Origin of the sequence: Paraburkholderia sp. ZP32-5 (assembly GCF_021390495.1) — a bacterium.
Classification (GTDB): Bacteria; Pseudomonadota; Gammaproteobacteria; order Burkholderiales; family Burkholderiaceae; genus Paraburkholderia.
Map to the genome: position 1 here is coordinate 864,896 of NZ_JAJEJP010000003.1, position 21,259 is coordinate 886,154.

19 protein-coding genes are annotated in these 21,259 nt (G+C 63.1%); 11 read left to right on the plus strand and 8 right to left on the minus strand.

The genetic code is table 11. The features are described 5' to 3' along the window. Positions 1-9: 9 nt before the first annotated feature. Together L0U82_RS36325 and L0U82_RS36330 are read left to right on the plus strand one after the other, a co-directional pair. Positions 10-696: an MFS transporter gene (locus tag L0U82_RS36325; protein ID WP_326489806.1), complete on the plus strand. Its 687-nt coding sequence runs from the start codon at positions 10-12 to the stop codon at positions 694-696. Between the two features lie 167 nt (positions 697-863). Continuing rightward, complete coding sequence (locus tag L0U82_RS36330) at positions 864-1,607, plus strand: YoaK family protein (protein ID WP_233838616.1); 744 nt, start codon at positions 864-866, stop codon at positions 1,605-1,607. A gap of 242 nt (positions 1,608-1,849) precedes the next feature. Here L0U82_RS36330 and L0U82_RS36335 read toward each other — a convergent pair whose 3' ends face one another. Together L0U82_RS36335 and L0U82_RS36340 are read right to left on the minus strand one after the other, a co-directional pair. Continuing rightward, positions 1,850-3,283, minus strand: a complete 1,434-nt coding sequence (locus L0U82_RS36335; RefSeq protein ID WP_233838617.1) for an EAL domain-containing protein — start codon at positions 3,281-3,283, stop codon at positions 1,850-1,852. Positions 3,284-3,384: 101 nt separating this feature from the next. Next, the gene (locus L0U82_RS36340) at positions 3,385-4,140 is read right to left on the minus strand and encodes an EAL domain-containing protein (RefSeq protein ID WP_233838618.1); all 756 of its coding nucleotides are present in this window, start codon (positions 4,138-4,140) and stop codon (positions 3,385-3,387) included. A 428-nt stretch (positions 4,141-4,568) separates the two neighbouring features. Here L0U82_RS36340 and L0U82_RS36345 point away from each other — a divergent pair, with 428 nt between their 5' ends. Further along, complete coding sequence (locus L0U82_RS36345) at positions 4,569-5,120, plus strand: recombinase family protein (protein WP_233838619.1); 552 nt, start codon at positions 4,569-4,571, stop codon at positions 5,118-5,120. 396 nt (positions 5,121-5,516) lie between these two features. After that, positions 5,517-6,500 (plus strand): Bug family tripartite tricarboxylate transporter substrate binding protein, encoded by a 984-nt coding sequence (locus L0U82_RS36350; protein WP_233838621.1) that lies wholly within the window; start codon positions 5,517-5,519, stop codon positions 6,498-6,500. 55 nt (positions 6,501-6,555) lie between these two features. On the opposite strand, the gene L0U82_RS36355 is transcribed toward L0U82_RS36350, so the two are convergent. Then, positions 6,556-7,536: a Bug family tripartite tricarboxylate transporter substrate binding protein gene (locus L0U82_RS36355; protein WP_233838623.1), complete on the minus strand. Its 981-nt coding sequence runs from the start codon at positions 7,534-7,536 to the stop codon at positions 6,556-6,558. An 80-nt stretch (positions 7,537-7,616) separates the two neighbouring features. Continuing rightward, complete coding sequence (locus L0U82_RS36360) at positions 7,617-8,516, minus strand: TauD/TfdA dioxygenase family protein (protein ID WP_233838625.1); 900 nt, start codon at positions 8,514-8,516, stop codon at positions 7,617-7,619. A gap of 357 nt (positions 8,517-8,873) precedes the next feature. Between L0U82_RS36360 and L0U82_RS36365 the strand changes: the two genes are divergently transcribed. After that, the gene (locus tag L0U82_RS36365; RefSeq protein ID WP_233838626.1) at positions 8,874-9,632 is read left to right on the plus strand and encodes an SDR family NAD(P)-dependent oxidoreductase; all 759 of its coding nucleotides are present in this window, start codon (positions 8,874-8,876) and stop codon (positions 9,630-9,632) included. A 54-nt stretch (positions 9,633-9,686) separates the two neighbouring features. Here the strand turns inward: L0U82_RS36365 and L0U82_RS36370 are convergent, their stop codons facing one another. After that, positions 9,687-10,421, minus strand: coding sequence for an alpha/beta fold hydrolase (locus tag L0U82_RS36370; protein WP_233838628.1), 735 nt, complete (start codon positions 10,419-10,421; stop codon positions 9,687-9,689). A gap of 412 nt (positions 10,422-10,833) precedes the next feature. On the opposite strand from L0U82_RS36370, the gene L0U82_RS36375 reads away from it, so the two are divergent. Both L0U82_RS36375 and L0U82_RS36380 read left to right on the plus strand, forming a co-directional pair. Continuing rightward, a complete protein-coding gene (locus tag L0U82_RS36375) occupies positions 10,834-11,808 on the plus strand; it encodes a Bug family tripartite tricarboxylate transporter substrate binding protein (protein ID WP_233838629.1) in 975 nt (324 codons plus the stop codon). 150 nt (positions 11,809-11,958) lie between these two features. Beyond that, on the plus strand, positions 11,959-12,858 hold the full coding sequence (locus L0U82_RS36380; protein WP_233838630.1) for a TauD/TfdA dioxygenase family protein: 900 nt from the start codon (positions 11,959-11,961) through the stop codon (positions 12,856-12,858). A gap of 70 nt (positions 12,859-12,928) precedes the next feature. Here L0U82_RS36380 and L0U82_RS36385 read toward each other — a convergent pair whose 3' ends face one another. Next, positions 12,929-13,906, minus strand: coding sequence for a Bug family tripartite tricarboxylate transporter substrate binding protein (locus L0U82_RS36385; RefSeq protein ID WP_233838631.1), 978 nt, complete (start codon positions 13,904-13,906; stop codon positions 12,929-12,931). Between the two features lie 362 nt (positions 13,907-14,268). Between L0U82_RS36385 and L0U82_RS36390 the strand changes: the two genes are divergently transcribed. Further along, positions 14,269-15,171, plus strand: coding sequence for an SMP-30/gluconolactonase/LRE family protein (locus tag L0U82_RS36390; protein WP_233838632.1), 903 nt, complete (start codon positions 14,269-14,271; stop codon positions 15,169-15,171). Positions 15,172-15,262: 91 nt separating this feature from the next. On the opposite strand, the gene L0U82_RS36395 is transcribed toward L0U82_RS36390, so the two are convergent. Together L0U82_RS36395 and gcvA are read right to left on the minus strand one after the other, a co-directional pair. After that, positions 15,263-16,165 carry a TauD/TfdA dioxygenase family protein gene (locus L0U82_RS36395; protein ID WP_233838634.1) on the minus strand — a complete coding sequence of 301 codons (903 nt, stop codon included), beginning with the start codon at positions 16,163-16,165 and terminating at the stop codon, positions 15,263-15,265. 183 nt (positions 16,166-16,348) lie between these two features. Beyond that, on the minus strand, positions 16,349-17,281 hold the full coding sequence (gene gcvA, locus L0U82_RS36400) for a transcriptional regulator GcvA (protein ID WP_233838636.1): 933 nt from the start codon (positions 17,279-17,281) through the stop codon (positions 16,349-16,351). A gap of 401 nt (positions 17,282-17,682) precedes the next feature. Between gcvA and L0U82_RS36405 the strand changes: the two genes are divergently transcribed. From L0U82_RS36405 to L0U82_RS36415, 3 genes are all read left to right on the plus strand, one after another. Continuing rightward, positions 17,683-18,657, plus strand: a complete 975-nt coding sequence (locus L0U82_RS36405) for a peptidyl-alpha-hydroxyglycine alpha-amidating lyase family protein (protein WP_233838638.1) — start codon at positions 17,683-17,685, stop codon at positions 18,655-18,657. A 112-nt stretch (positions 18,658-18,769) separates the two neighbouring features. Then, positions 18,770-20,272 carry an aldehyde dehydrogenase family protein gene (locus L0U82_RS36410; protein WP_233838640.1) on the plus strand — a complete coding sequence of 501 codons (1,503 nt, stop codon included), beginning with the start codon at positions 18,770-18,772 and terminating at the stop codon, positions 20,270-20,272. Between the two features lie 198 nt (positions 20,273-20,470). Beyond that, on the plus strand, positions 20,471-21,247 hold the full coding sequence (locus L0U82_RS36415) for a 2-keto-4-pentenoate hydratase (protein ID WP_233838645.1): 777 nt from the start codon (positions 20,471-20,473) through the stop codon (positions 21,245-21,247). Positions 21,248-21,259 lie beyond the last annotated feature (12 nt).

The following is a 21,259-nucleotide window of genomic DNA, read 5'->3' on the forward strand; positions in this document are numbered from 1 at the left end:
TCGCACAGCGTGCGAAGTCGTACGGCTTCAGAACAATTGATGATGAGCGATCAGTTCGTGAATCAGATCGACCAGCGTTTCCAGAGCCGGGCCGAATTCGCTTGCCCGGTAGCAGATCGACACGAAGACAGGCGAGTGATACTGCTGGCGTTACTACATTTCTTCTGGGCCATCGGTTTGTACAGTGCCGCATTGTGGTTGCCCCAGGTCGTAAGCCGGCTTGGTCTTGGCAATGAAACAGTGGGCTGGGCTTTGGCAGTACCTGCATTGCTAGGTGCCGCTGCCATGTACGCCTGGGGCTCTCACTCGGATAGAACCAAGCGCCGGCGCCGACATGCGATGATCGCCAATCTTGTTGGGGCGGCTGGTCTGACGGGCAGTGCCTTGCTGAAACAACCGGCGCTGGCCATGATGTCGATTACAGTAGGCATGGTGGGGATCTATTGCTATTCGGCCGTGTTCTATCCGATACCGCAAGCCATTTTGCGCGGTCCTGGGGCCGCCTCGGGTATCGCTTTCGTTACGGCGTTCTCCAATCTGGCAGGTTTCGCGGGCACTTATCTGGTGGGGTGGCTCAACGAGCGCTTTGGAAACTTCACGTACGCGCTGCTAGCTTTGGCTACCTCACTGCTAATATCGACCGTGCTATTGAGCTTCGTTCCGCATGACGTCGAGCTGGAAGAACCGAGGCCCTAGATTCGGGTTTGTTTTTTTTGTCTGGATAAACCCATCTAGTCGCTGCCCTATACCCAGTTGCATAAACGTCCGTTTGCTGCCGCAGAAGCGACATCTGCGGTTCATGCTACGATCGGCTAACGCAGTGGAAACCACTGAAAGTTTACTCGCCGATATTTCGGGTAATCATGCCCATCAACTACCTTCGCGGATTTACGACGCCCGAGCGCAGCGACACGACGAATCGCCGCCTCGGACGATCGCTCGCATTCGTTGCGGGAGCGACCAATGCCGGCGGATTTTTCGCTGTTGGGCAGTACACGTCGCACATGTCTGGAATTGTGTCGTCGCTGGCCGATAACCTCGCGCTTGGTGACGTCAACGTCGTCGCGGCAGGATTGAGTTCCTTGCTGTCTTTCCTCGTTGGGGCCGCCACGTCCGCGATCTTGATTAACTGGGGCCGCCGTAGGCACATGAGCAGCCAATATGCGATACCGTTGATCCTCGAGGCTACGCTGCTTCTCTTCTTTGGCCTTCTTGGTTCGAGCCTCGAAACGCGCCACGTGTTGTTTGTACCAGCGACCGTCTGCCTTCTCTGTTACGTGATGGGGCTGCAGAACGCCATGATTACGAAGATTTCAAAGGCGGAGATACGTACTACGCACGTCACCGGGCTTGTGACGGATATCGGAATCGAACTGGGCAAGCTATTTTATTGGAACACTCGAGCCAGACCCCGAGACTTGGTCCGCGCAGACCGACAGAAACTAAATCTTCTTGGATCGCTATTGCTGTCGTTTCTAACCGGTGGACTGGCAGGAGCTTTGGGCTTTCGACAACTCGGGTTCCTGTCGACTATTCCTCTTGCAATTGTCCTCGTTACACTCGCTGCTGTGCCGATTCTCGATGATATGCTTGCTCAGCGCCGTTAGCTCAAAGGCTGAGTCATATCGCTTGAGATGTGTCTGCTTTGGCGTGGCGGCCCATCCTTCGCCGCCCCGCGTTAGCAGAATTAATGGACAAGTTAGCGCTTCTATGAACACCATTAGCGCCGACTGCAAGCGGGTATCGCCGTGGGCATTTGCGATCTTAGTGGCTATCGCGGTGCCCACCGCACGCGCGAATTCGAATGCGTGCGGATTCACGAGCCGGAATTTGCGATGTGTTTTCTCCGCTACCAGCCCAGTCGCGCGAAAAGCGCTGCGAGTTGGGGTGCCGGGACAGCCTTGCCAAGGAAAAAACCTTGTGCCAGTTCGATTCGCGCATCCTCAACAGCGCGATACTGTCCAATTCCTTCAACACCATCCGCGACCACTGCGATGTCAAGCTGGCGCCCAATAGACGCTATCTCTCGAAGCGTTCGAGCACGTTCTGGCTCGTCCAGGCCCATTACTTCGCGGTCCACCTTGACGAATTCGAAGTCTGTTGGCAACAGGGATGTGTTTAGGGATGTCGTCGTGCGTACGCCGGACAGCGCAACGCGAATCTTCTCTTGCCGCAATTGCGCGAGACTTTCCAATTGCCCGGGCACGTCGTCAGCCCTTATCACGAATACCACGTGGCTCGATGTAAAGGACTTCATCCTGGCCTTGACGATACGCAAACATTCTCTATTTGCAAGGCAGGACGCCCAGAGGTTGACCATGAGGTACAGCTTGCGACCGTGCGCGATGGAGTGCAATTCGCGCTCCGCGGCCGAAAGGACAAACTCGACGAGCTTCGCCGTGGAACGGGGCGCGGCAAGTTTGCCTGTGTACCACGATTCGCCCCGCAGGCCGTATGTAACGTTTTCCCACCGCAGCACGGCCTCCAACCCTATGCACTTGCGTGTCTTCGTATAGAACACCGGCTGATAGTCCAGATGAAATTCATTGCGGCTCAATCCTCGCCTGACCGCGCGGTCGAGAGCCGCCTGTTGGCTGAACCAGCGAACGTAGAGCAGCATCGTCAGCGCCCAAGCAAGGGTCAGCAGAGCGAGAATCAGAACGACGACCGATACCATCAGCAATAGCCGATTAAGAAACGCGGGTTCCAGCCCGTGAAATAGCGGAAGGTGGCGCCGCGCTGGCTCCTTTGCCACAGGGGCGCCCGTTCGCGAGATATCCCGCTTCGCGAAGGTAGACATCGGCATTCCTGCTGACGGTGCAGCGGGCTTCGCCATGACAGCGAGGTCATTGATTTCGAATGGCACTTCACGCGGCAACGTGTCCTCGGGGACTGGCAACAGAGACGGTGGGTTCCTCTGCACGCTCCGCTCGCGGATGGCGAACACTGCTTCTGTGGGTTGCCTGATTCCGCCACCGGATGCTTCGGATGTTTTTATCGTGAATGCGCAACTGTCCCTCGCACTGCCGGCGGGAACAACGTCGCTCATTCCTGCGTTCCCGCCGAGCAGTGCGGGCATCAGATACGTGTCGAATTCGGCGCAGTTGCCGCCGGGGAGCGCAAACGGGTTGGTCGCTTCTGCGTACTCAGCTCCGACCGCTCGGCGAGCCGACTCTGAGAGGTCAGTGGCATTCGCGCAGCAGACCGTAGACAAAGCAATGAGTAATCCTCCGATTACATATCGGGCATTGGCTTTTCTGTCGGCGCCGCTCTGCGATGTCAAGCTATGCTTTTGCTTTATCGCGTATAGCGCATTTCCCGTGGAAGAAAGTTCGGCTTGCCCCGGGCAAAGGAGAACCCGCCGAAACATGGAAGACGGCAGAGTCACGACTCGCCGGTCCAGGAGGTCGCACCATCGAGGAGGTAGCCCTGAATCCAGTGCACACCGGCATCACGAACAATACGTACGTCGTCGAGCGTCTCGACACCCTCGGCAATGACGACCCGAGCGATGCGTTGTGCTGCCCGGATCGTGCTCCTGAGTTCAGCGACGCCGGCCAGGTCGTGTCGCGCACGCCAGAGAAATGACCGATCGACCTTGATGATGTCCGCCGCGCATGCACTTGCAGTGTCTCTGGAAAAGCCGCGGCCGAAATCGTCGATGGCGACCCTGACACCGAGTTTCCGCAAACGATCTATAAATGTGCCTCCGTGAAGCGGAGACACCGGTGCTGATTCGGTGATCTCTACAACGAGGCGTGAGGCTGCCTCGGGATTACTTTCCAATTGCCGGAAAACCGGCTCCCACCAGTGATCATCAAGCGCGCTTGCTGCCGAAACATTGCAGCCTAGACGTGCGCCGGGCATTGCGGTGATCGCGTCGATAGTGCGGCCAACAATGAGGCGGTCGAACTCCCGTATCGCTGAAAGCTTTTCCAGAGTCGGGATAAAGGCGCCCGGAAGAAGGACGCTGTCCGGGGTCTTTATTCGCACCAGCGCTTCCTGATAAAGAACATTGGTCCACGCATTGACCGCACAAACCGCTTCGTACCGGAAAAAGATGCGGCCGTGGGCAATCGCGCTGAAGACTTCGCGGACAACAGTCAAGTCGGTGGACCCCAATGTCGTTGCGCTGGTCACGACATCAATGCTGCGAGGGAGTGGGCGATTTTGGCGAGGCTTCGCCTCGCCAAATAGACATGCTTTGGGTGAGGCGCAAAGAGATATTTTTTTGACTGCAGACATCGGACGGTTCCCAGGTTACCCGTCTTCGCGACGGTTTGAAGCACTTGCCGACCGGTGTGCAGCGACAAACTTTTACAAATTCCACAATGCACTTTTCCGACGCGCAGCACAAAATCGGTCCTTTTTGGCACTATCGTCAGAGGAATAGGCGATCATGATGGGGCGGCCAATCGACTACTGCCTTAACCATCGACTTTGCCGGGAGACAAAAAGGACCGTTTTTGTCAAGTGGAAGGTGTCGGTATTGCCGGGAGGCCGATACGAAATGCCATTCCGCACGATCCAGTGCAGAAGGGTTCCTTCAAATTTTCCCGGAAATAACTATGAAAATCGGCTACGCGCGCGTTTCCACACATGAACAGAGCCTTGCTCTACAGATCGACGCATTGCGCGCTGCGGGCTGCGAGAAGTTCTTTACTGATCGCGGGGTATCGGGCACTGAATTCCACCGACGCGGACTGGATGCCGTGCTGGAGCAGGCGAAGGAAGGTGACACGCTCGTCGTGTGGCGGCTGGACCGACTGGGTAGATCACTCAGCAAGCTGGTCGATCTGGTTGATCATCTCGCGCACCGAGGAATCGAATTTATCTCTCTCAGCGAATCCATTAATACGAATTCGTCGGGTGGTGTGCTGATTTTCCACATGATGGCAGCACTTGCGGAGTTCGAACGGAACCTAATCAGTGAGCGCACTCGCGCGGGTATAGCGGCGGCGCGAGCGCGAGGCAGCAAGCTTGGAAGACGGCGGGTGCTCTCGCCCGCGCAGCGATCACAGGCGCTGGAACTGCTTCGCTCCAAGTCCGCTGTCGAAGTGGCCAACCAGTTCAATGTTCATCCGCGAACCATGTTGCGGCTGAAGGCCGCGGGCGTATAACCTGGGCGCGGATGTATGTCTACGTCGCAATGGGGCCTGCCGATGCGTATCGGCGTTCTGCCCGCGAACGTGATGGATAAGGACCAGGCGTGAGAACGACCGCGTAGATCAGCGCGAGCGATGGCGCTCCCTGGTTGCGCGGCACCCGCGACCTTGTTTGGCCGCATTCGCCGCGACCACGCGCGATACGTGTTCGTCCTCACGGGACACGATGCCGATACGCGCCGTGTGACGGACGACGTGACATAAACTAACTTGTGAGGCCGCATCGCGCATGTCTACACTGCGTGTGTCCAGATGTCCGCCACTATCGGCATTGCGCCGTTCGCGTGGCGGACCGCATGATCCATTCACGTCACAACGCGATCTACCTTCATGTCAACGCGGCGCGGCTTCGTGGCCTCACTCGCTTCGCTAGCATCACTTACGCTGCCGGCCGCGTCGCTGCTGGGCGGCTGGCCGCGATGCGCGCAAGCAGCCTATCCGGAAAGCCCCGTGCGGATCATTCTCGCGTTCCCAGGCGGGTCCGGCGACGCACAGTTGCGGATTCTCTCAAGCGTGCTCACCCGTTATCTCGGCGGTCCCGTTATCGTGCAGCCGATGCCAGGGGCGAGCGGTAACATCGCGTCAGCCTACGTGGCCCGAGCGCGTGGTGACGGCTATACGCTGCTGTGGGGCGTGAGCACCTTCTTCGAAGTGAACCCGGTCATGTTCGCCGATGTCGGCTATCGTCTGGCCGATCTCAAACCCGTTAGCCTGCTTGCCGAATTGCCGTTCGTGCTCGTCGTCAATCCTTCGCTGCCGCTGCATTCGCTGAAGGACCTGATCGACTACGCGCGGCGCAATCCGCACAAGCTGACCAACGCGACGGCTGGTATCGGCAGCCCCGTCGATCTCGCCGGTCGCGAACTGATGTCGCGGGCGAACATCGACATCCTTCACGTGCCCTATAAGGGCGGCGGCGAAGACGCGCTCGCGGTGCTCAGCGGTTTCGCCGACATGGAGTTCGGCAGCGTGTCGGACGTGGCCGCAAATATCCGCGCCGGCAAGATGCGTCCGCTCGGCGTCACGAGCGCGCGCCGGCTCAAGCAATTGCCCGACGTGCCGACGATCGCCGAGGCGGGTGTGCCCGGCTATGACTTCTCGGTCTGGAATAGCATCTGCGCACCGGCGTCCACGCCACAGCCGATCATCGACAAGCTGCATGCGGCACTCGTCGACAGTCTCGCCGACAACCAGTTGCGAGCGGGGTTCGAGCAGTTGGGTTTCATCCCGATGTCGAGCACGGGCGACGAGGTCAGCAAGCGTATCGAAGCCGAGAGCCGGCTCTGGCGCGCGATTCTCGCGCCGGTTCAGCAGCACACGCAGAGCGGAAGCTGACCGCATATCGGCCCGGTAGCCATCATGCCCGTTACCGGGCCATCACGACGAAGACTCAGTTCAGCGTACCGACACCGGCATTCTGCAGGATCTTTCTCCACATCTCCGTCTCGGTACGGATGCGCTCGTGCAATTGATCGGGTGTGCTCGGCGCCACGGTGATGCCGCGTGCCCGCGCGTACGCCTGGATCTCAGGCGCAGCGAGCGCCTTGACCAGCCCGTCGTGCAGCTTGTCGATCACGTTCTGTGGTGTGCCGGCCGGCGCGAGCAACGCATGCCACGTCGTCATCACATAGCCCGGTACGCCCGATTCGGTCATCGTCGGCACATCGGGAATCGGCGCGAGCCGGCTCGGTCCGGTCACGGCCAGCGGCCGCACGGTGCTCGCCCTGATGAAGCCAAGCGAACTCGACAGGCTGCCGAACACGAGATCGGCCTCGCCGGTCAGCACCGGCAGGGCCGTGTTGCCGGGATAGGTGACGTTGACGGTCTTCGTGCCGGTGCGCGCCATGAAGAGCATGTTCGCGAGATACAGCGGACTACCGACGCCGGCCGTCGACACGTTCAGCTTGCCGGGGTGCTGTTTCGCGTACTCGATCAACTCCGCGAGCGAATGGGCCGGCACTTTCGGATTGACGACGAGCACGAAGCCAGACTCGGCCATCAGCGAGATCGGCGCGAAATCCTTGTCGACCGAAAACGACAGGTCGCGATAGAGCAGCGGATTGACGGTGAGCTGCGTGCCGAGCCCCCACAGCAGCGTATAGCCATCTTTCGGCGCATGCGCGACGAGTGCCGCCGCGATATTGCCCGCGGCACCGGGCCGGTTCTCGATCACGACGGACGTGTTGAGGGTCTTGCTGAGTTCCTGGCCAACGGCGCGCGCGAGAGGATCGGTTTCGCCGCCCGGCGGAAACAGCAGGATCAGGCGAATCGGATGATCGGGATACTCGGCCAGCGCGGGAGCGGGCGTGATCACGCCAGCGCCGATCGCACAGCACAGCAGAATGGCCAGCGCACGGCACAGTCTGTGCATGATCGTCTCCTCAGTGGGCGAGGTCCGTACCGGGTATTGCCTGCCCGGTGGCCCCGCTTGTTGTCACCGCATGATTCCAGTCAAGCCGCCGCGTCCGCCGGCGACGGCGCGCGCTTCCATGCCGGGTCGTCCATCACGGTCGCGCGATGCATTTCACGGCGGTCGGTCGGCGGCGAATAGCGCAGGCCGCGATGGATCAGCGTGCGGTTGTCCCACATCACGAGGTCGCGCACGGTCCAATGATGCGTGTAGACGAACTGCGGCTGCGTCGCGAACTCCATCAGCTCACGCAGCAGGTCGCGGCCCTCGGGGATCGGCCAGTCGACGACGCGGCACGCATGTACGGACAGATAAAGCACCTTGCGTCCCGACACCGGATGGGTCTTCACGAGCCGGTGAATCGAGGGCTTCAGCGTCGCGCGCTCCTCTGCCGGAAATTCGGTGAAGCCGCACATCGCGCGGGTATGGAGGATGTCGAATTCCGCCGACAGATTCTCGATCGTTTCGCGCAGATCGTCGGGCAGCGCGTCGTACACAACACGCATGTCGGCGAACTGCGATTCACCGCCGCGCGATGGCACCGAATAGTTGAGCAGGAACGAGTAGCGCGCCGGGATCGGCTGATACGACTGATCCGAATGCCAGCGCCGGCTCACGAACGTGTTCATGCGGCGGTGGTCGCCCGCCTTGAAGGTCTCGTTGTCCTTGCCGACGTTCGAGATGTCGCTGATGCGCGGCTGCAGGCGGTGTTCGTTCTGGCGCGTCGTGTACTGAACGGAAACCTGCACGGGACCGAAGTTCTCGCTGAACGCGAGCAACTGGTCGTCGTCGATCATCTGCGCGGGAAACACGAGCACCGGGTAACGCGCGATCGTCAGGTCGAGCTGTTGCGCGAGTTCCGCGGTGAGCGGTTGGCGCAGATCGAGACCATGAATACGCGCCGCGATCGGTGACTGGATTTCCTCGATCCTGAATTTCATGCGTGCCTCTGCCGGGTGAGTTTGCTGTGTCGATCCGCGGTCCTGTCCGCGATCTTGCGCCGCTCGCACAGCCGCCGTGTCCGGGACACCGGCGGCTCTGCACGATGGCGCTAGCGTAGGCGTGCGCGGCCGGTTGCTACAAGCGAGATTTAGTCACAGCGCGTGTGATGGAGAGCGTCCGGCGCGGGCACAGGGTCTGCTCGCCGGCACGCGCAACGCCCGTCACGCGCGGCGTGACTTTAACTTGCTTGTGCCGCGCTTCGGACACCGCCTAGCATCAGTAAGCGGCGTGGACCGGCATCGGCACTACGCGATGACGCAATCACCACGCCATCAGCCATTTGAAAAGGGGACGACATGGATCTGCAACTGAGCGGCCGCACCGCGCTCATCACCGGCGCGAGCGTCGGCATTGGCACCGGCATTACGCGCGCGCTGGCCGCTGAAGGCGTGCGCTGCGCGATCGTCGCGCGGCGTCGCCCGCTGCTCGACGAACTGGCCGACAGCATCGCCGCGAGCGGCGCGCCCAGGCCGGTCCCGATCGTCGGCGATCTGACGGACGAAGCCGATCTCGCGCGCATCTTTGCCGAAGCGAACGCGGCGCTCGGCCAGGTCGATATCGTCGTGAACAACGCGGGCGGTTCACGGCCCGCCGCGATCGACTGTGGCGAAGACGTCTGGGACGAGGCGTTCGCACTCAACTTCACGGCGGCGCGCAAGCTCACGCATGCGGCATTGCCGGGTATGCGCGCGCGCAAGTGGGGGCGTGTCATCAACGTCAGCGGTTCGATGGAGCCGCGCGGCATGAATCCGAGCGGGCCGGCCAAGGCGGCGCTGCATCTGTGGGCGAAAAGCCTGTCGCGCGAAGTGGCCGCCGACGGCATCACGATCAACACGATTCCGCCCGGCCGCATCAACAGCGAGCAGATCGCGCAGCGCCTGCATCCGAGCGACGAGTCGAAACAGACGTTCATCGCGCGTCATATCCCGATTGGCTATTTCGGCGATCCGCTCGACATTGGCTATCTCGCGGCGTTTCTCGCTTCGCCACGCGCACGCTATATCACCGGCGACGTCATCCCCGTCGATGGCGGCATGCATTACTACGCGCATTGAGCGAGAGCTGAGCCGCCAGCACGCCGCTCGCGTGCTGGCGCGGGATGTTTGCCGCTAGAGTCCCTGGCGGCTGTGCTCGCGCAGGAATGCACGCACCTGGGCCACCGCCGAAGGCACGACGTCGGCGGGTTCTTTCCACGGGGTGACCGTCAGCGCATGCGGGACCAGTTCGGCGAGCTCGCGTGCGATCACGGCGGGATGTTCAAGATCATTTCCCGGCAGGATGAGCATCGGCGTGCCGCACGATGCGACGAATTCGCGGGTGACGCTCAGTACGAATTCGCCGCTCCACATGCGCCGGCCGAAATCCGCGAGCTGGGCCGGCTCGAAGCCGGCATTTCTGGCGAGTAGATCGTCGGCCCATTTCCGCCACGAATTGGGCATCGTCTGGCGGTTCGCTGAGTCGATGCCGATCGGCTGCTGCAGCACCAGCGACGCGACCCGGTTGGGCGCGAGGCGCGCCAGATTCAGCGCATACGACGCGCCGATGCAGCAGCCCATCACATGACAGCGCTCGATGCCGAGATGGTTGAGCAGCCCGAGGTGATCGGCCGCGTACTGGTCCCACGGATTGCCGTCCGTCAGCGGGCCGCGCGAGGCTCCGGCGTTGCGCTGATCGAGCGCGATGACGCGAAACTCGTCGTCGAAAATCTCCGTCGGGTTAAAGGCCATGCGCTGCCAGTCGGCGATCGTCGCGCGCATGCCGCCCGGCGGCAGCAACAGCAACGGAAAGCCGCGGCCACGCTGTTCGTAGTGAATGAATACATCGCCTTTCTGATAGATCGTCATGCGGCTCCCCGTCGGGTGGACCAGCGCGTTTCGACTTGCCTGCGAATTCGCTTGCACGCGCCAACCAGTTAGCAGTTCATCGCTGGTGCTCCACGATGAAGATCACATGCCGGCTCGCCAGGCAGCAAGCCGTTTTTTTGCACGCCGCTCATGATCTTTCGGTACATCGCGAGCGGGCATGCGGTGATCGCACATCGGTCGTGACATAAACGCGCTTGTCGCCACCCTTGCAGCGCCCTACGATGGCGCACGCCCGGTTGCGCGACGGCGAACGAGGCGCGGACCGTCTGCGTGCACGAACCGCTCATACCGGCTCGTATTGACGCGGCGGACCTTCACGAAGCGCGCGGCGGCATGCGTCGACACGTATCGGCACGCATCGGCACGCCGCGCCAGAGCAAGGAGGCGCGCGATGATCTCGCGACGGGATGTGCTGTGCGCGCTGGTCGCGTCGGGATGCGTCGGCTGGCGCGCGAGCGCGTGGGCGGCCGCTTACCCCGATGCGCCGGTGCGTCTCGTGCTGCCCTACACGGCAGGCTCGGACGACGTGCAGGCGCGGCTCGTCGCGCGCACGCTGGGCCGCTATCTGGGCCAGCCGATCGTGGTCGAGGCGCACCCCGGCGCGGGCGGCAACATCGCCGCACAATACGCCGCGCATGCTGCCGCCGACGGCTATACGATGCTGTTCGCGATCAACAGTCTGCTCGAGGTCAACCCGCTCATGTATCGCGATCCGGGGTTCGATCCGGCGACTGATTTCACCCAGGTCAGCCCGCTCGCGGCGCATCAGTTCATGCTGGTAGTCAATCCGCGCGTGCCGGCGAACACGGTGCGTGAACTGATCGATTACGCGAAGAAGAATCCGGGCAAGCTGACCAACGCGACCGCCGGCGCCGGGAGCGCGCTCTATCTCGCGGGCATGCTGTTCATGACGAAAGCGGGCATTACGATGGTCAACGTACCCTACAAGGGCGGCGCCGACGATACGTTCGCCGTGCTGGCCGGCGATGTCGACATGGAGTTCGGCGGCATTCCGAACGTTGCGCCTTACGTGAAGGACGGCCGCCTGCGCGCGCTCGCCGTGAGCGGCACGCAACGTTCGCCGCTCTATCCGGACCTGCCCACGGTAGCCGAAGCCGGCGTGCCGGGCTTCGACTTCACCGCGTGGAGTTCGCTGGCCGTGCCCGCCGCGACGCCCGCGCCCGTCGTGCAGAGCTTGCGCGCGGCGGTCGCGAAAACGATGGCGGACGCGGACCTGCGGCGCGATCTCGACAAGCTCGGCTTCGAGCCGCTGCCGGGCTCGGGCGACGACCTGCGCCGCCGCATCGAAACGGAAAGCGCGCAGTGGCGCCAGGTATTCAAGCTTGCCGGCATCAAGCCGTCGTGAGCGCGGCGACGTGGTCTCTCGCGCAAACGTTCGAGTTTCCCTGTCCATCCTTCTCACAGGCCGTGTGACCTAAATTAGCTTGTGAGCGCGGCGCGCGCGCCTCTACGATAGCCGCAGCGAGTTCCCACCCCACGGGATCGAGGAGGACATATGGGTTTTACCGTTGAAGTCGTGCATCCGCTGCTTGCCGCGCGCATTCATGGACTGGATCTGAGTCATCCCGTCTCGCTCGAAGACGTCGAAGCAATCGAGCAGACGAGCGGGCGTTACCCGGTGCTGATCTTTCCGAAGCAGGAGATCACCGACGACCAGCTGCTGGCTTTCAGCGCGAATTTCGGACCGGTGCACACGGCCATGTCGTATCAGACGCGCAAGGACGAGCATCGTCTGCAGCCGAAGATCACCGACATCTCGAACGTGGGCAAGGACAACCAGACCTTCCGGCGCGGCGACAGCCGCCGCATGAACACCTTCGTCAGCAAGCGCTGGCACACCGACGCATCGTATGAGCCGATCCCGGCGCGCTATTCGTTCCTGCTCGCGTATACGGTCGCGAAGCAGGGCGGCGAGACGCAGTTCGCCGACATGCGCGCGGCCTACGACGAGATGCCCGAGGATCTGCGTGCTGTCGTCGAGAATCTGAGTTGCGAGTACAACATCCTGTGGGCGCGGATGCTGAGCGGCTACACCGAATTCCCCGACGACGAGCGCGCGAAACTCGCGCCATCGCAACACCCGCTCGTGCGCCGTCATCCGGTCTCGGGCCGCAAATCGCTGTATCTGTCCGGGCATGCGACGCATGTGGTCGACTGGCCGATTCCAGAAGGACGCGATCTGCTGCGCGAACTGATGGAGTACGCGACGCAACCGCAGTTCGTCTATACGCATCGCTGGTCGGTGCGCGATCTGGTGATGTGGGACAACCGCGCGCTGATGCATCGGGGCCGGCGCCATATTCCGGAAACCGATCCGCGCGAGATGCACCGCGCGACCGTGATGGACGATCTGGCCTGGACGCGCGAACAGCGTGAGGAACGCGTTGGCGCATGAGCGATGGCGCGGGCCGCGTTCTTACGTGTTCCCGCACCCCGCGCAGCGCGCTTAGAGTGCGACAGCGGGCTTATTGCGGCTTGATCCCAGCTACCTTGAAGAGATCGCGCCACATCGGCGCTTCGGTCTGAATGCGGCGCTCGATTTCTTCGGGCGAACTGCTGAGCGGCGCGAAGCCGAGCTTTTCGAGGCTCTGCCTGACCTCATCCTCGGCGATCGACTTGACGACCGCGTCGTGCAGCGTTGCGACGACGGCGTCGGGTGTCGCCTTCGGCACGGAGATGCAGTTCCATACCGCGAACTCGTAGCCGGGCAGTCCGGCCTCCGCGATAGTCGGCACGTCGGGCAGTACCGCGACGCGCTGCCGCCCGGTCACACCGAGTGCGCGCAACTTGCCGGTCGCGATGTGTGGCAATACGTTCGGCACGCCGCCGAACTCCATGTCGGCAAATCCGCTCAGTACCGCGACGGTATCTTCGGCGCCACCTTTGTACGGCACGTTCTCGATGCTCACGTGCGCTTTCGACGTGAATTCGAGCGCCGCGAGATAGAGGTTGCTGCCGATGCCCGCGGTCGCATTCGTCAGCTTGCCCGGATGCGTGCGCGCATATTCGATCAGTTCGGGCACCGAGCGTGCCGGTACGGACGGATTGACGACCAGCACGAACTGCTGCTCGGACAGCAGGCTCACATGGCGGAAGCCGGCCGGCGAAAAGCCCGGTTCGCGGTAGAGCAGCGGATTGGCCTCGAAGATCGCGCTGATCCCGAGCAGCATCGTGTAGCCATCGGGCGCCGAGTTCGCGACGTAGTGGGCCGCGATGTTGCCGCCCGCGCCCGGATGCGCCTCGACGACCACCGGCTGCTTCAGATACGCCGAGAGCGCCTTCGCGACGATGCGCGCCTGCACGTCGTCCGATCCCGCCGCATAGGGATTGATGAAACGCAACGGGCTCGAAGGATAGTCGGCCGCGCGCGCGTCGGGTGTCCAGCCGGCGCCAAGCAGCACCGGCGCCCCGAGCGCGGCCAGGAAGTCACGTCGTCTCATCATCGCGGTTGGTCTCCTGCTGGGTCGGTGCGGTCTTTTTGCATGCGTACTGTCATGGTCGCCGCACGGTATGCATGGCGATGATGCTAGGCAGTCGGCCTGCCTCGTGACAAGCGAGATTAAGTCACGTGAAAGGTGACGTAGGCGCGCCGCGACGCAGTCATGCTTCGCTGAACGACGCGCGTAACGCTGGCCGTATCGGTGACGCGGGCCGTGCAAAAATGTCTCTTGCGGGTCGCGGTGCGTCATGCGAGCGTGTCTGGCGGCCCCGCGAGACGCTGCGCTCGCATGGAGGCCGCTTCGCCGCACGAGCGGCAGATGTGGCGGTTTTTCTTTCGCGGCCGGCGTCGAGGCATACCACGAACATGTTCAGCGTCCCTAAAATCAAGACCGAAGTCTTCGCGCGACTGCCCGATGATTTGCGCATCGTCGATCATCCAGAAGTGCGCTTTGGTGTCGCGCGCGATTCGTTTCTCGAAGGCCCGGCGTTCGATCGCGACGGCAACCTCTATTGCGTCGACATTCCATATGGACGCATTTTTCGCATCGGCCGCGATGGCCGCTTCGAAGTCGCATGCCAGTACGATGGCCGTCCCAACGGACTCGCGATTCATCGCGATGGGCGCATCTTCATTGCCGATCAGGTGCGGGGCATTCTCGCGCTGGACCCCGCGCGCGGCGTGGTCGAAACGGTGGTCGAAAGGGACGGCTACGAGCCGTTTCGCGGACCGAACGATCTGATTTTCGATCGCCACGGCGAGCTGCTGTTTACCGACCAGGGCCAGTCGGGTCTGGAGCGCCCCTATGGCGTGTTGTACCGGCTGCATGCCGGCGGACGGCTCGAACGTCTGCTGGAGAATATCCCGAGCCCGAACGGGCTGGCGCTGAGTCCCGATGAACACACGGTGTATCTGGCCGTCACGCGCGCCAACGCGATCTGGCGTGTGCCGCTCGATGGTTCGGGCCATGGCGCGGTCGCGCGCGTCGGCAACTATATCCAGCTGTCGGGGGGCACGGGGCCGGACGGTGTGGCGCCGGCGCACGACGGCGGTCTTGCGGTCGCCCATATCGGTTTCGCAACCGTGTGGCTGTTCGATCGCCTCGGCGAACCGATCGCGCGGGTGCAGTCATGCGCGGGCATACAGCCGACCAACGTGGCGTTCGATCCACGCGATGACAGCATGCTCTACATCACCGAGGCGGCCTCGGGACAGATCCTGCGCGCGCGTGTGCCGATGCGTGGCGCGGCGCTGTATTCGCACGCATGACGCCTGCTTGCGCGCGTTGTGCTGCGAACCACCGCGCGAAGCCGAACCGCCGCCCTGATCGCCGGCGGCGGTGCCTGAACGAGCGCCGCGTTCAGACCGCGCTCGCGGTCTCGGTCTTCGCCTGGCGCGACCACGTGAGATCGTCGAGCGTCGTCGCGCGATGCATTTCGCGCACGTCCGTCTCGGGGATATGCGGCCGGCCGCGATGCATCAGCGCGCGGTTGTCCCACACCACCAGATCGCGTACCGACCAGTTGTGCGCATAGACGAACTGCGGTTGCGTCGCGAATTCCGTGAGTTCGCGCAGCAGGTCGCGTCCTTCGGGTTCGGGCCAGCCCACCACGTGCGACGCATGGCTCGACAGGTACAGCGATTTGCGGCCCGAGACCGGATGCGTGCGCACGAGTTTGTGGATGCACGGCGCGAGCGCCTCGCGCTCTTCGTCGGGGAAATCGTGAAAGCCGGCCGCCGCGCGCGACTGCATGATGTCGTAGTGGCAGTCCAGATCTTCGACCGCGGCGCGCAGGTGCGCGGGCAGTTCGTCGTAGGCCGCGCGCATATCGGCGAACTGCGTCTGGCCGCCGACCGCCGGCACGACATACGACAGCAGCATCGAATAGCGCGCGGGCAGCGGCAGATACGACGCATCCGAATGCCAGCGCCGGCTCGTCAGGTTGTTCATGCGGCGGCGATCGCCGGCCTTGAAGGTCTGGTTGTCCTTGCCGAGGTTCGAGATGTCGTTGATCATCGGCGCGAGACGATGGTCGTCCGGCCGCGTCGTATACGACACGGCCACTTGCAGCGGGCCGAAGTTGGCGGCAAACGCCAGCAACTGGTCGTCGTTGATGTACTGCCGCGGAAAAATCAGCACGGGGTAGCGGCCGCTCGTCTGCTCGATCTCGACGATCTGCTCTTCGCTGAGCGGTTGCGACAGATCCAGGCCATGGATTCGCGCTGCGATGAACGGATGGGCGGCTTCGACGGTCAGGCTCATGATGTTCCTTATAACGAATGATCTCTCCTCGCCCGCGGCCTCCCGCGCACGACGCGTGCGCGGGCCCCGCGGTGAGGATTGATGTCATCGTAGGTGCCGGTGATGGCGAGTCACAAGCGAGATTAAGGAACAGTGCATGTGAGGTGGCTTGCCGGGCGCGCAAGTCCGGCGCCACGCGCGCCGCTAGAGCACTTCAGCGTGCTCGGCGTATTCGACTTCCGCGACCGTCTTGCGCACTTCCGCTTTCAGCCAGTCGGAGAAGTGCACGATCGCCGGCTGGCCCGACTTCATTTCGGTATGCACGAGGTAATACGAGCGTCCCGTCTTGACCCGCTGTTGGAATACCGGCTGCAGGCGCTGATTGCGAATGTCCTCCTGCACGAAGATCGTCTGCGCCATCGCGAGCCCGAGACCGTCGACGGCCCCCTGATACGCGAGCCCCGAATATTCGAGCCGCAGTCCCTTGTAGCCGTCCACACGTGTCGCGCCGTTCGCCTTCAGCCAGCGCTGCCAGTCGTCATAGCGCGCGGCGGCATGCAGCAACAGGAACGGTTCGAGATCGTCGGCGCTGGTCAGTTCATGTCCCGCGAGCAGCGCCGGACTGCCGACCGGAATCAGCTCCTCGTAGAACAGGTGCTCGCATACGAGCCCCGGCCAGTCGCCGGTGCCGAGCCAGATCGCGACGTCGATGTCGTCGTCGTTCGGCGAGACCGGCTCATGCGCGCTCTCCACCTGCAGCGTGATCTCGGGATACATCTTCTTGAAACGTGCGAGGCGCGGAATCAGGAAGCGCATCGCGAAGGTGGACAGCACGCCGATACGCAGCGACGCGTTGTCGGGCTGCGCGTAGAAATATTCGGCGGTCGCTTCCTGAATCTGGTCGAACAGGATCTGCAGGCGCGATGCGTAGGCGGCCCCGCGCTTGGTCAGCACGACCTGCTGATGACCGCGCTCGAAGAGCTTCGCGTTGAGGTAGTCCTCGAGCTTCGACACGTGCCGGCTGATCGCACTGTGCGTGACGCACAGTTCTTCGGCGGCGCGGGTCATGCTCTGGTTGCGCGCGGCCGATTCGAATGCGCGCAACGCGTTGAGGGAGGGTAAGCGGCGTTTGGGCATTGGGTGTCTCCTCATCATCCTGTCCAGCACAGATGCTTGCGCGTGAAGAGCCGGGATATGACATCGATGAAGGGGCGCGCCAGCGTATCCGCATGCATGCCGGCCAGGTCCGGCACGCACGTGTGACAAAAACAGACTCGCACTCGCGCACCTAATAATCAAGGTAGGGTTTCCATCAACCGGGTTATGGATAAGGCCTTCCGTCGGAAATGCTCATAGCGGTTGTGCCAAAAAGTGTCTTGCCGCGCGTTCCGGCAGCGTGTGATTCTTGGTCATGGCAAAGCAAGGTGGCACGCGCTGCAAGGAGCGGGCGAAATCTTCCTCTCGCATGCAAACGTGCCATCGCGAACGTGACTTCCCTCGCGTGAATCGACGCACCATTCGGACAGGACATCGAACTCATGAGCACAGTCGACGCAGTCGTAGGCAGCGGAGAATTTACCTATCGGATCGTGGAAGACTGGGGCAAATTGCCGGACGGCTGGCAACTTCATGATGTGGCGGCGGTGGGGGTCGATAGCAAGGACCAGGTGTTCGTGTTTCATCGCGGCGAGCATCCCGTGATCGTGTTCGATCGCGACGGCAATTTCCTGCGCGCGTGGGGCGATGACGTGTTCGTTCACGCACATGGCATCCATATCGGGCCGGATGACATGGTGTATCTCACCGACGACTACGATCACTGCGTGCGCAAGTGCACGCTCGACGGCAAGGTTCTGCTGACCATCGGCATTCCGGGCGAGCCCTCGCCGTACATGAGCGGCACGCCGTTCAACCGCTGCACGCATACGGCGCTTTCGCCGCAAGGCGACATCTACGTGTCGGACGGCTACGGCAACGGGCGCATCCATCAGTATTCGCCGGACGGCAAGCTGCTCCGCTCGTGGGGCGAGCCCGGTTCTGGCAAGGGCCAGTTCAATCTGCCGCACAACATTTCCTGCGACGAAGACGGCTGGATCTACGTCGCCGACCGCGAGAATCACCGCATCCAGGTCTTCGACGGCAATGGCCGCTTCGAGACGCAGTGGCACAACCTGCACCGGCCCTGCGGCATGTACATGCCGGTCGGCAAATGTCCGCTGTGTTATGTCGGCGAGACCGGGCCTTACTACGCGTTCAATCGCGGCGCGCCGAATCTCGGTCCGCGCGTGAGCATCCTGTCAAACCAGGGCGAACTGCTCGCGCGCATCACGACCACCCCGGCCGCGGGAACGGGTCCCGGACAGTTCCTCGGACCGCATGGTCTGGCGGTCGATTCGCACGGCGATATCTATGTCGGTGAAGTTTCGTACACCGCGTGGCCGTCGCTCTTTCCCGGCGTCGAAGCGCCGCCGGGGCTGCGCTGCCTGCAGAAGTTCGAAAAGATCACGGCCTGACGGCCACTGTCGCCGCGCTGCCCGGCAGCGTGCCGAGTCACGCGCGGAACCGGAACGTGGAGACGGACAGCCGCCAGCGCCGCGGGGCGCCCTTACTCGTAACGGAGGCACTATGCAAACCCTGACTACCTCGACCACCGAACTGCTGCCCGAGGTCGCGCGCTTTCTCGACAGTGCGCTGCTAGCGGGCGTGGTCGGCGGACGGGACTTTACCGCAGCCGATGGCGCGACCTTCGACACGCTCGATCCGGGCACCGGCGAGCGGCTCGCGACGGTGACGGCGATGAGCGCCGCGGACGTCGACGGCGCGGTCGGCGCCGCCAATGACGCGTTCGCGCGCTCGGGCTGGGCCACGATGCCCGTCAACGAGCGCGCCGTGTGGCTGCACCGGCTCGCCGACGAAGTCGAAAAGCGCAAGGCAATCATCGGACAGATCGAGGCGCTCGACGCGGGCAAGGTCGAACAGCAGGCGCAGGGCGACGTGCAGGTCTTCGTCGATACGATGCGCTATTTCAACAACCTGTCGCAGAACGTGCAGCGCCGCTCGGTGGTGCCCGTGTCCGGCTATGAAGCGTGGACCACGCGCCAGCCGTGGGGCGCATGCGGCTTTATCGTGCCATGGAATTTTCCGCTCGTACTGATCGGCTGGAACATCTCGCCGGCGCTCGCGGCGGGCAATACCGTCGTCATCAAGCCCGCGGAGGATACGCCGTTGTCGGCCATTTATCTCGCGCGGCTCGCCCGCGAGATCGGTTTTCCGGACGGCGTGATCAATGTGGTCACGGGCGATGGCGAGACGGCGGGCGCGGCGCTCGCCGGTCATCCTGGATTGCGCCGCATGTCGTTTACCGGTTCGCCCGAAGTCGGCCGGCTCGTCGCCGCCGCATGCGGCCGCAACCTCGTGCCATGCAAGCTCGAACTCGGCGGCAAGGGCGCGGCGGTCATATTCGACGACGTCGACATCGAGGACACCGCGAATCAGCTCGCGCGCGCGATCACGTTCCACACCGGGCAGGTCTGCTGCGATGCGACGCGCTGGCTCGTGCATGAATCGATCTATGAGCGCTTCGTCGACGCGAGCGTGGCCGCGCTGCAGCGCACGAAGGTCGGCTACCAGCTCGACGCCGGCTCGCAGATGGGGCCTGTCGTCAGCGCAAAACAGCGCGAGCGTGTGCTTGGCTATCTCGAACGCGGCAGGCAGGAGGGCGCGCAGACGGTGCTCGAAGGGGGCGTCGCGAGCGTGCCCGGGCGCGGCGGGTTCTATGTGAAGCCGGCGCTGCTGGCGGGGTCGCTCGGCAACGTCGCGGCGCGCGAGGAAATCTTCGGACCCGTCGCGTATCTCGCGCCGTTCAAGGACGAATCGCAGGCCGTCGAACTTGCCAACTGTACCGACTATGGACTCGCCAACAGCGTGTGGAGCCGCGACCTGACTCGCGCGTCGCGGGTCGCCGAGGCGATGGTGGCCGGCAACAGCTGGATCAACGCGCACAATCTGTTTCCGCTGGGCGTGCCGTATGCCGGTGTGAACAAGAGCGGCATGGGCGGTGGCGTCAACAGTGTGGAGACGCTGTTCGACTATTGGCGCAGCCAGTCGATGGTGCGCCCGCTCAACTGATTCGCCGGTGATGTGCGCGGGCGCTCGAAATTCGCACGGCCGCTGTGACATAAATGACGTTGCGGCGACACGCCTGCTTGCGCACACTTCACCAGAACTACCAGCCGTCATCGCGCGAGGCGCGGTAGACGGCTCCGCGCAACAGAAGCGCGACGAAGCGGCGAGAAGCACAAAAAGCACGGATAACCCGGAGACAGAGTGGCTATTCCAGACGCAACCCCAGACGCAACCCGTGTCGCGCACACCGTCGCGTCGCTGCTCGGCGCCCGGCGCGCGAGCGCGACGCTGGCGATGCTGGCGCGGGACTATGCGCCGACCTCGCTCGAGGAAGCCTTTGCGGTGCAACGCGAGATGACGCGTCAGCTTGGTGCGCGCATCGGCGGCTGGAAGGTCGGCTATGCGCCCGGCGTGCGCCTCACGCATGCGCCGATCTATCAGGACGCCTGTCTCGCGAGCGGCGCGTCGGTTCATCTTCCGTATGCGGAGGCGCCCGCCATCGAGGGCGAGGTCGCCTTCGTGCTAGGCCGCAATGTGCCGGCACGCGCGACACCGTATTCCGATGAAGAAATCGCCGACGCGGTCGACGAAGTGTGCGCCGCGATCGAAGTCGGTGCGCCGCGCCTGCGCGATTTCATGGCAGCGCCGATCGAGCACAAGATCGCCGACAACATGGGCAATGGCGCGCTGATTCGCGGCAGCGGCACGCGCGCCTGGCGTGCGATCGATCTGGCGGCGCTGCGCGTGCGCGTCGAGATCGATGGGCGCGTCGTCACCGATCTGATCGGCGGCAACAGCGCCGGCAATCCGTTCAATGCGCTGGTCGCGCTGGCCAACGCGCCGCACCGGCGCGAACCGTTGCATGTGGGACAGATCGTCATCAGCGGCACCTGCACCGGGCTCTATGCGGCCCATGCGGGCAACGAAGCAAAGGTCGTGTTCGACGGGCTCGGCGAAGCCCGCGTCACAGTCGTATAACCTCACGCGCGG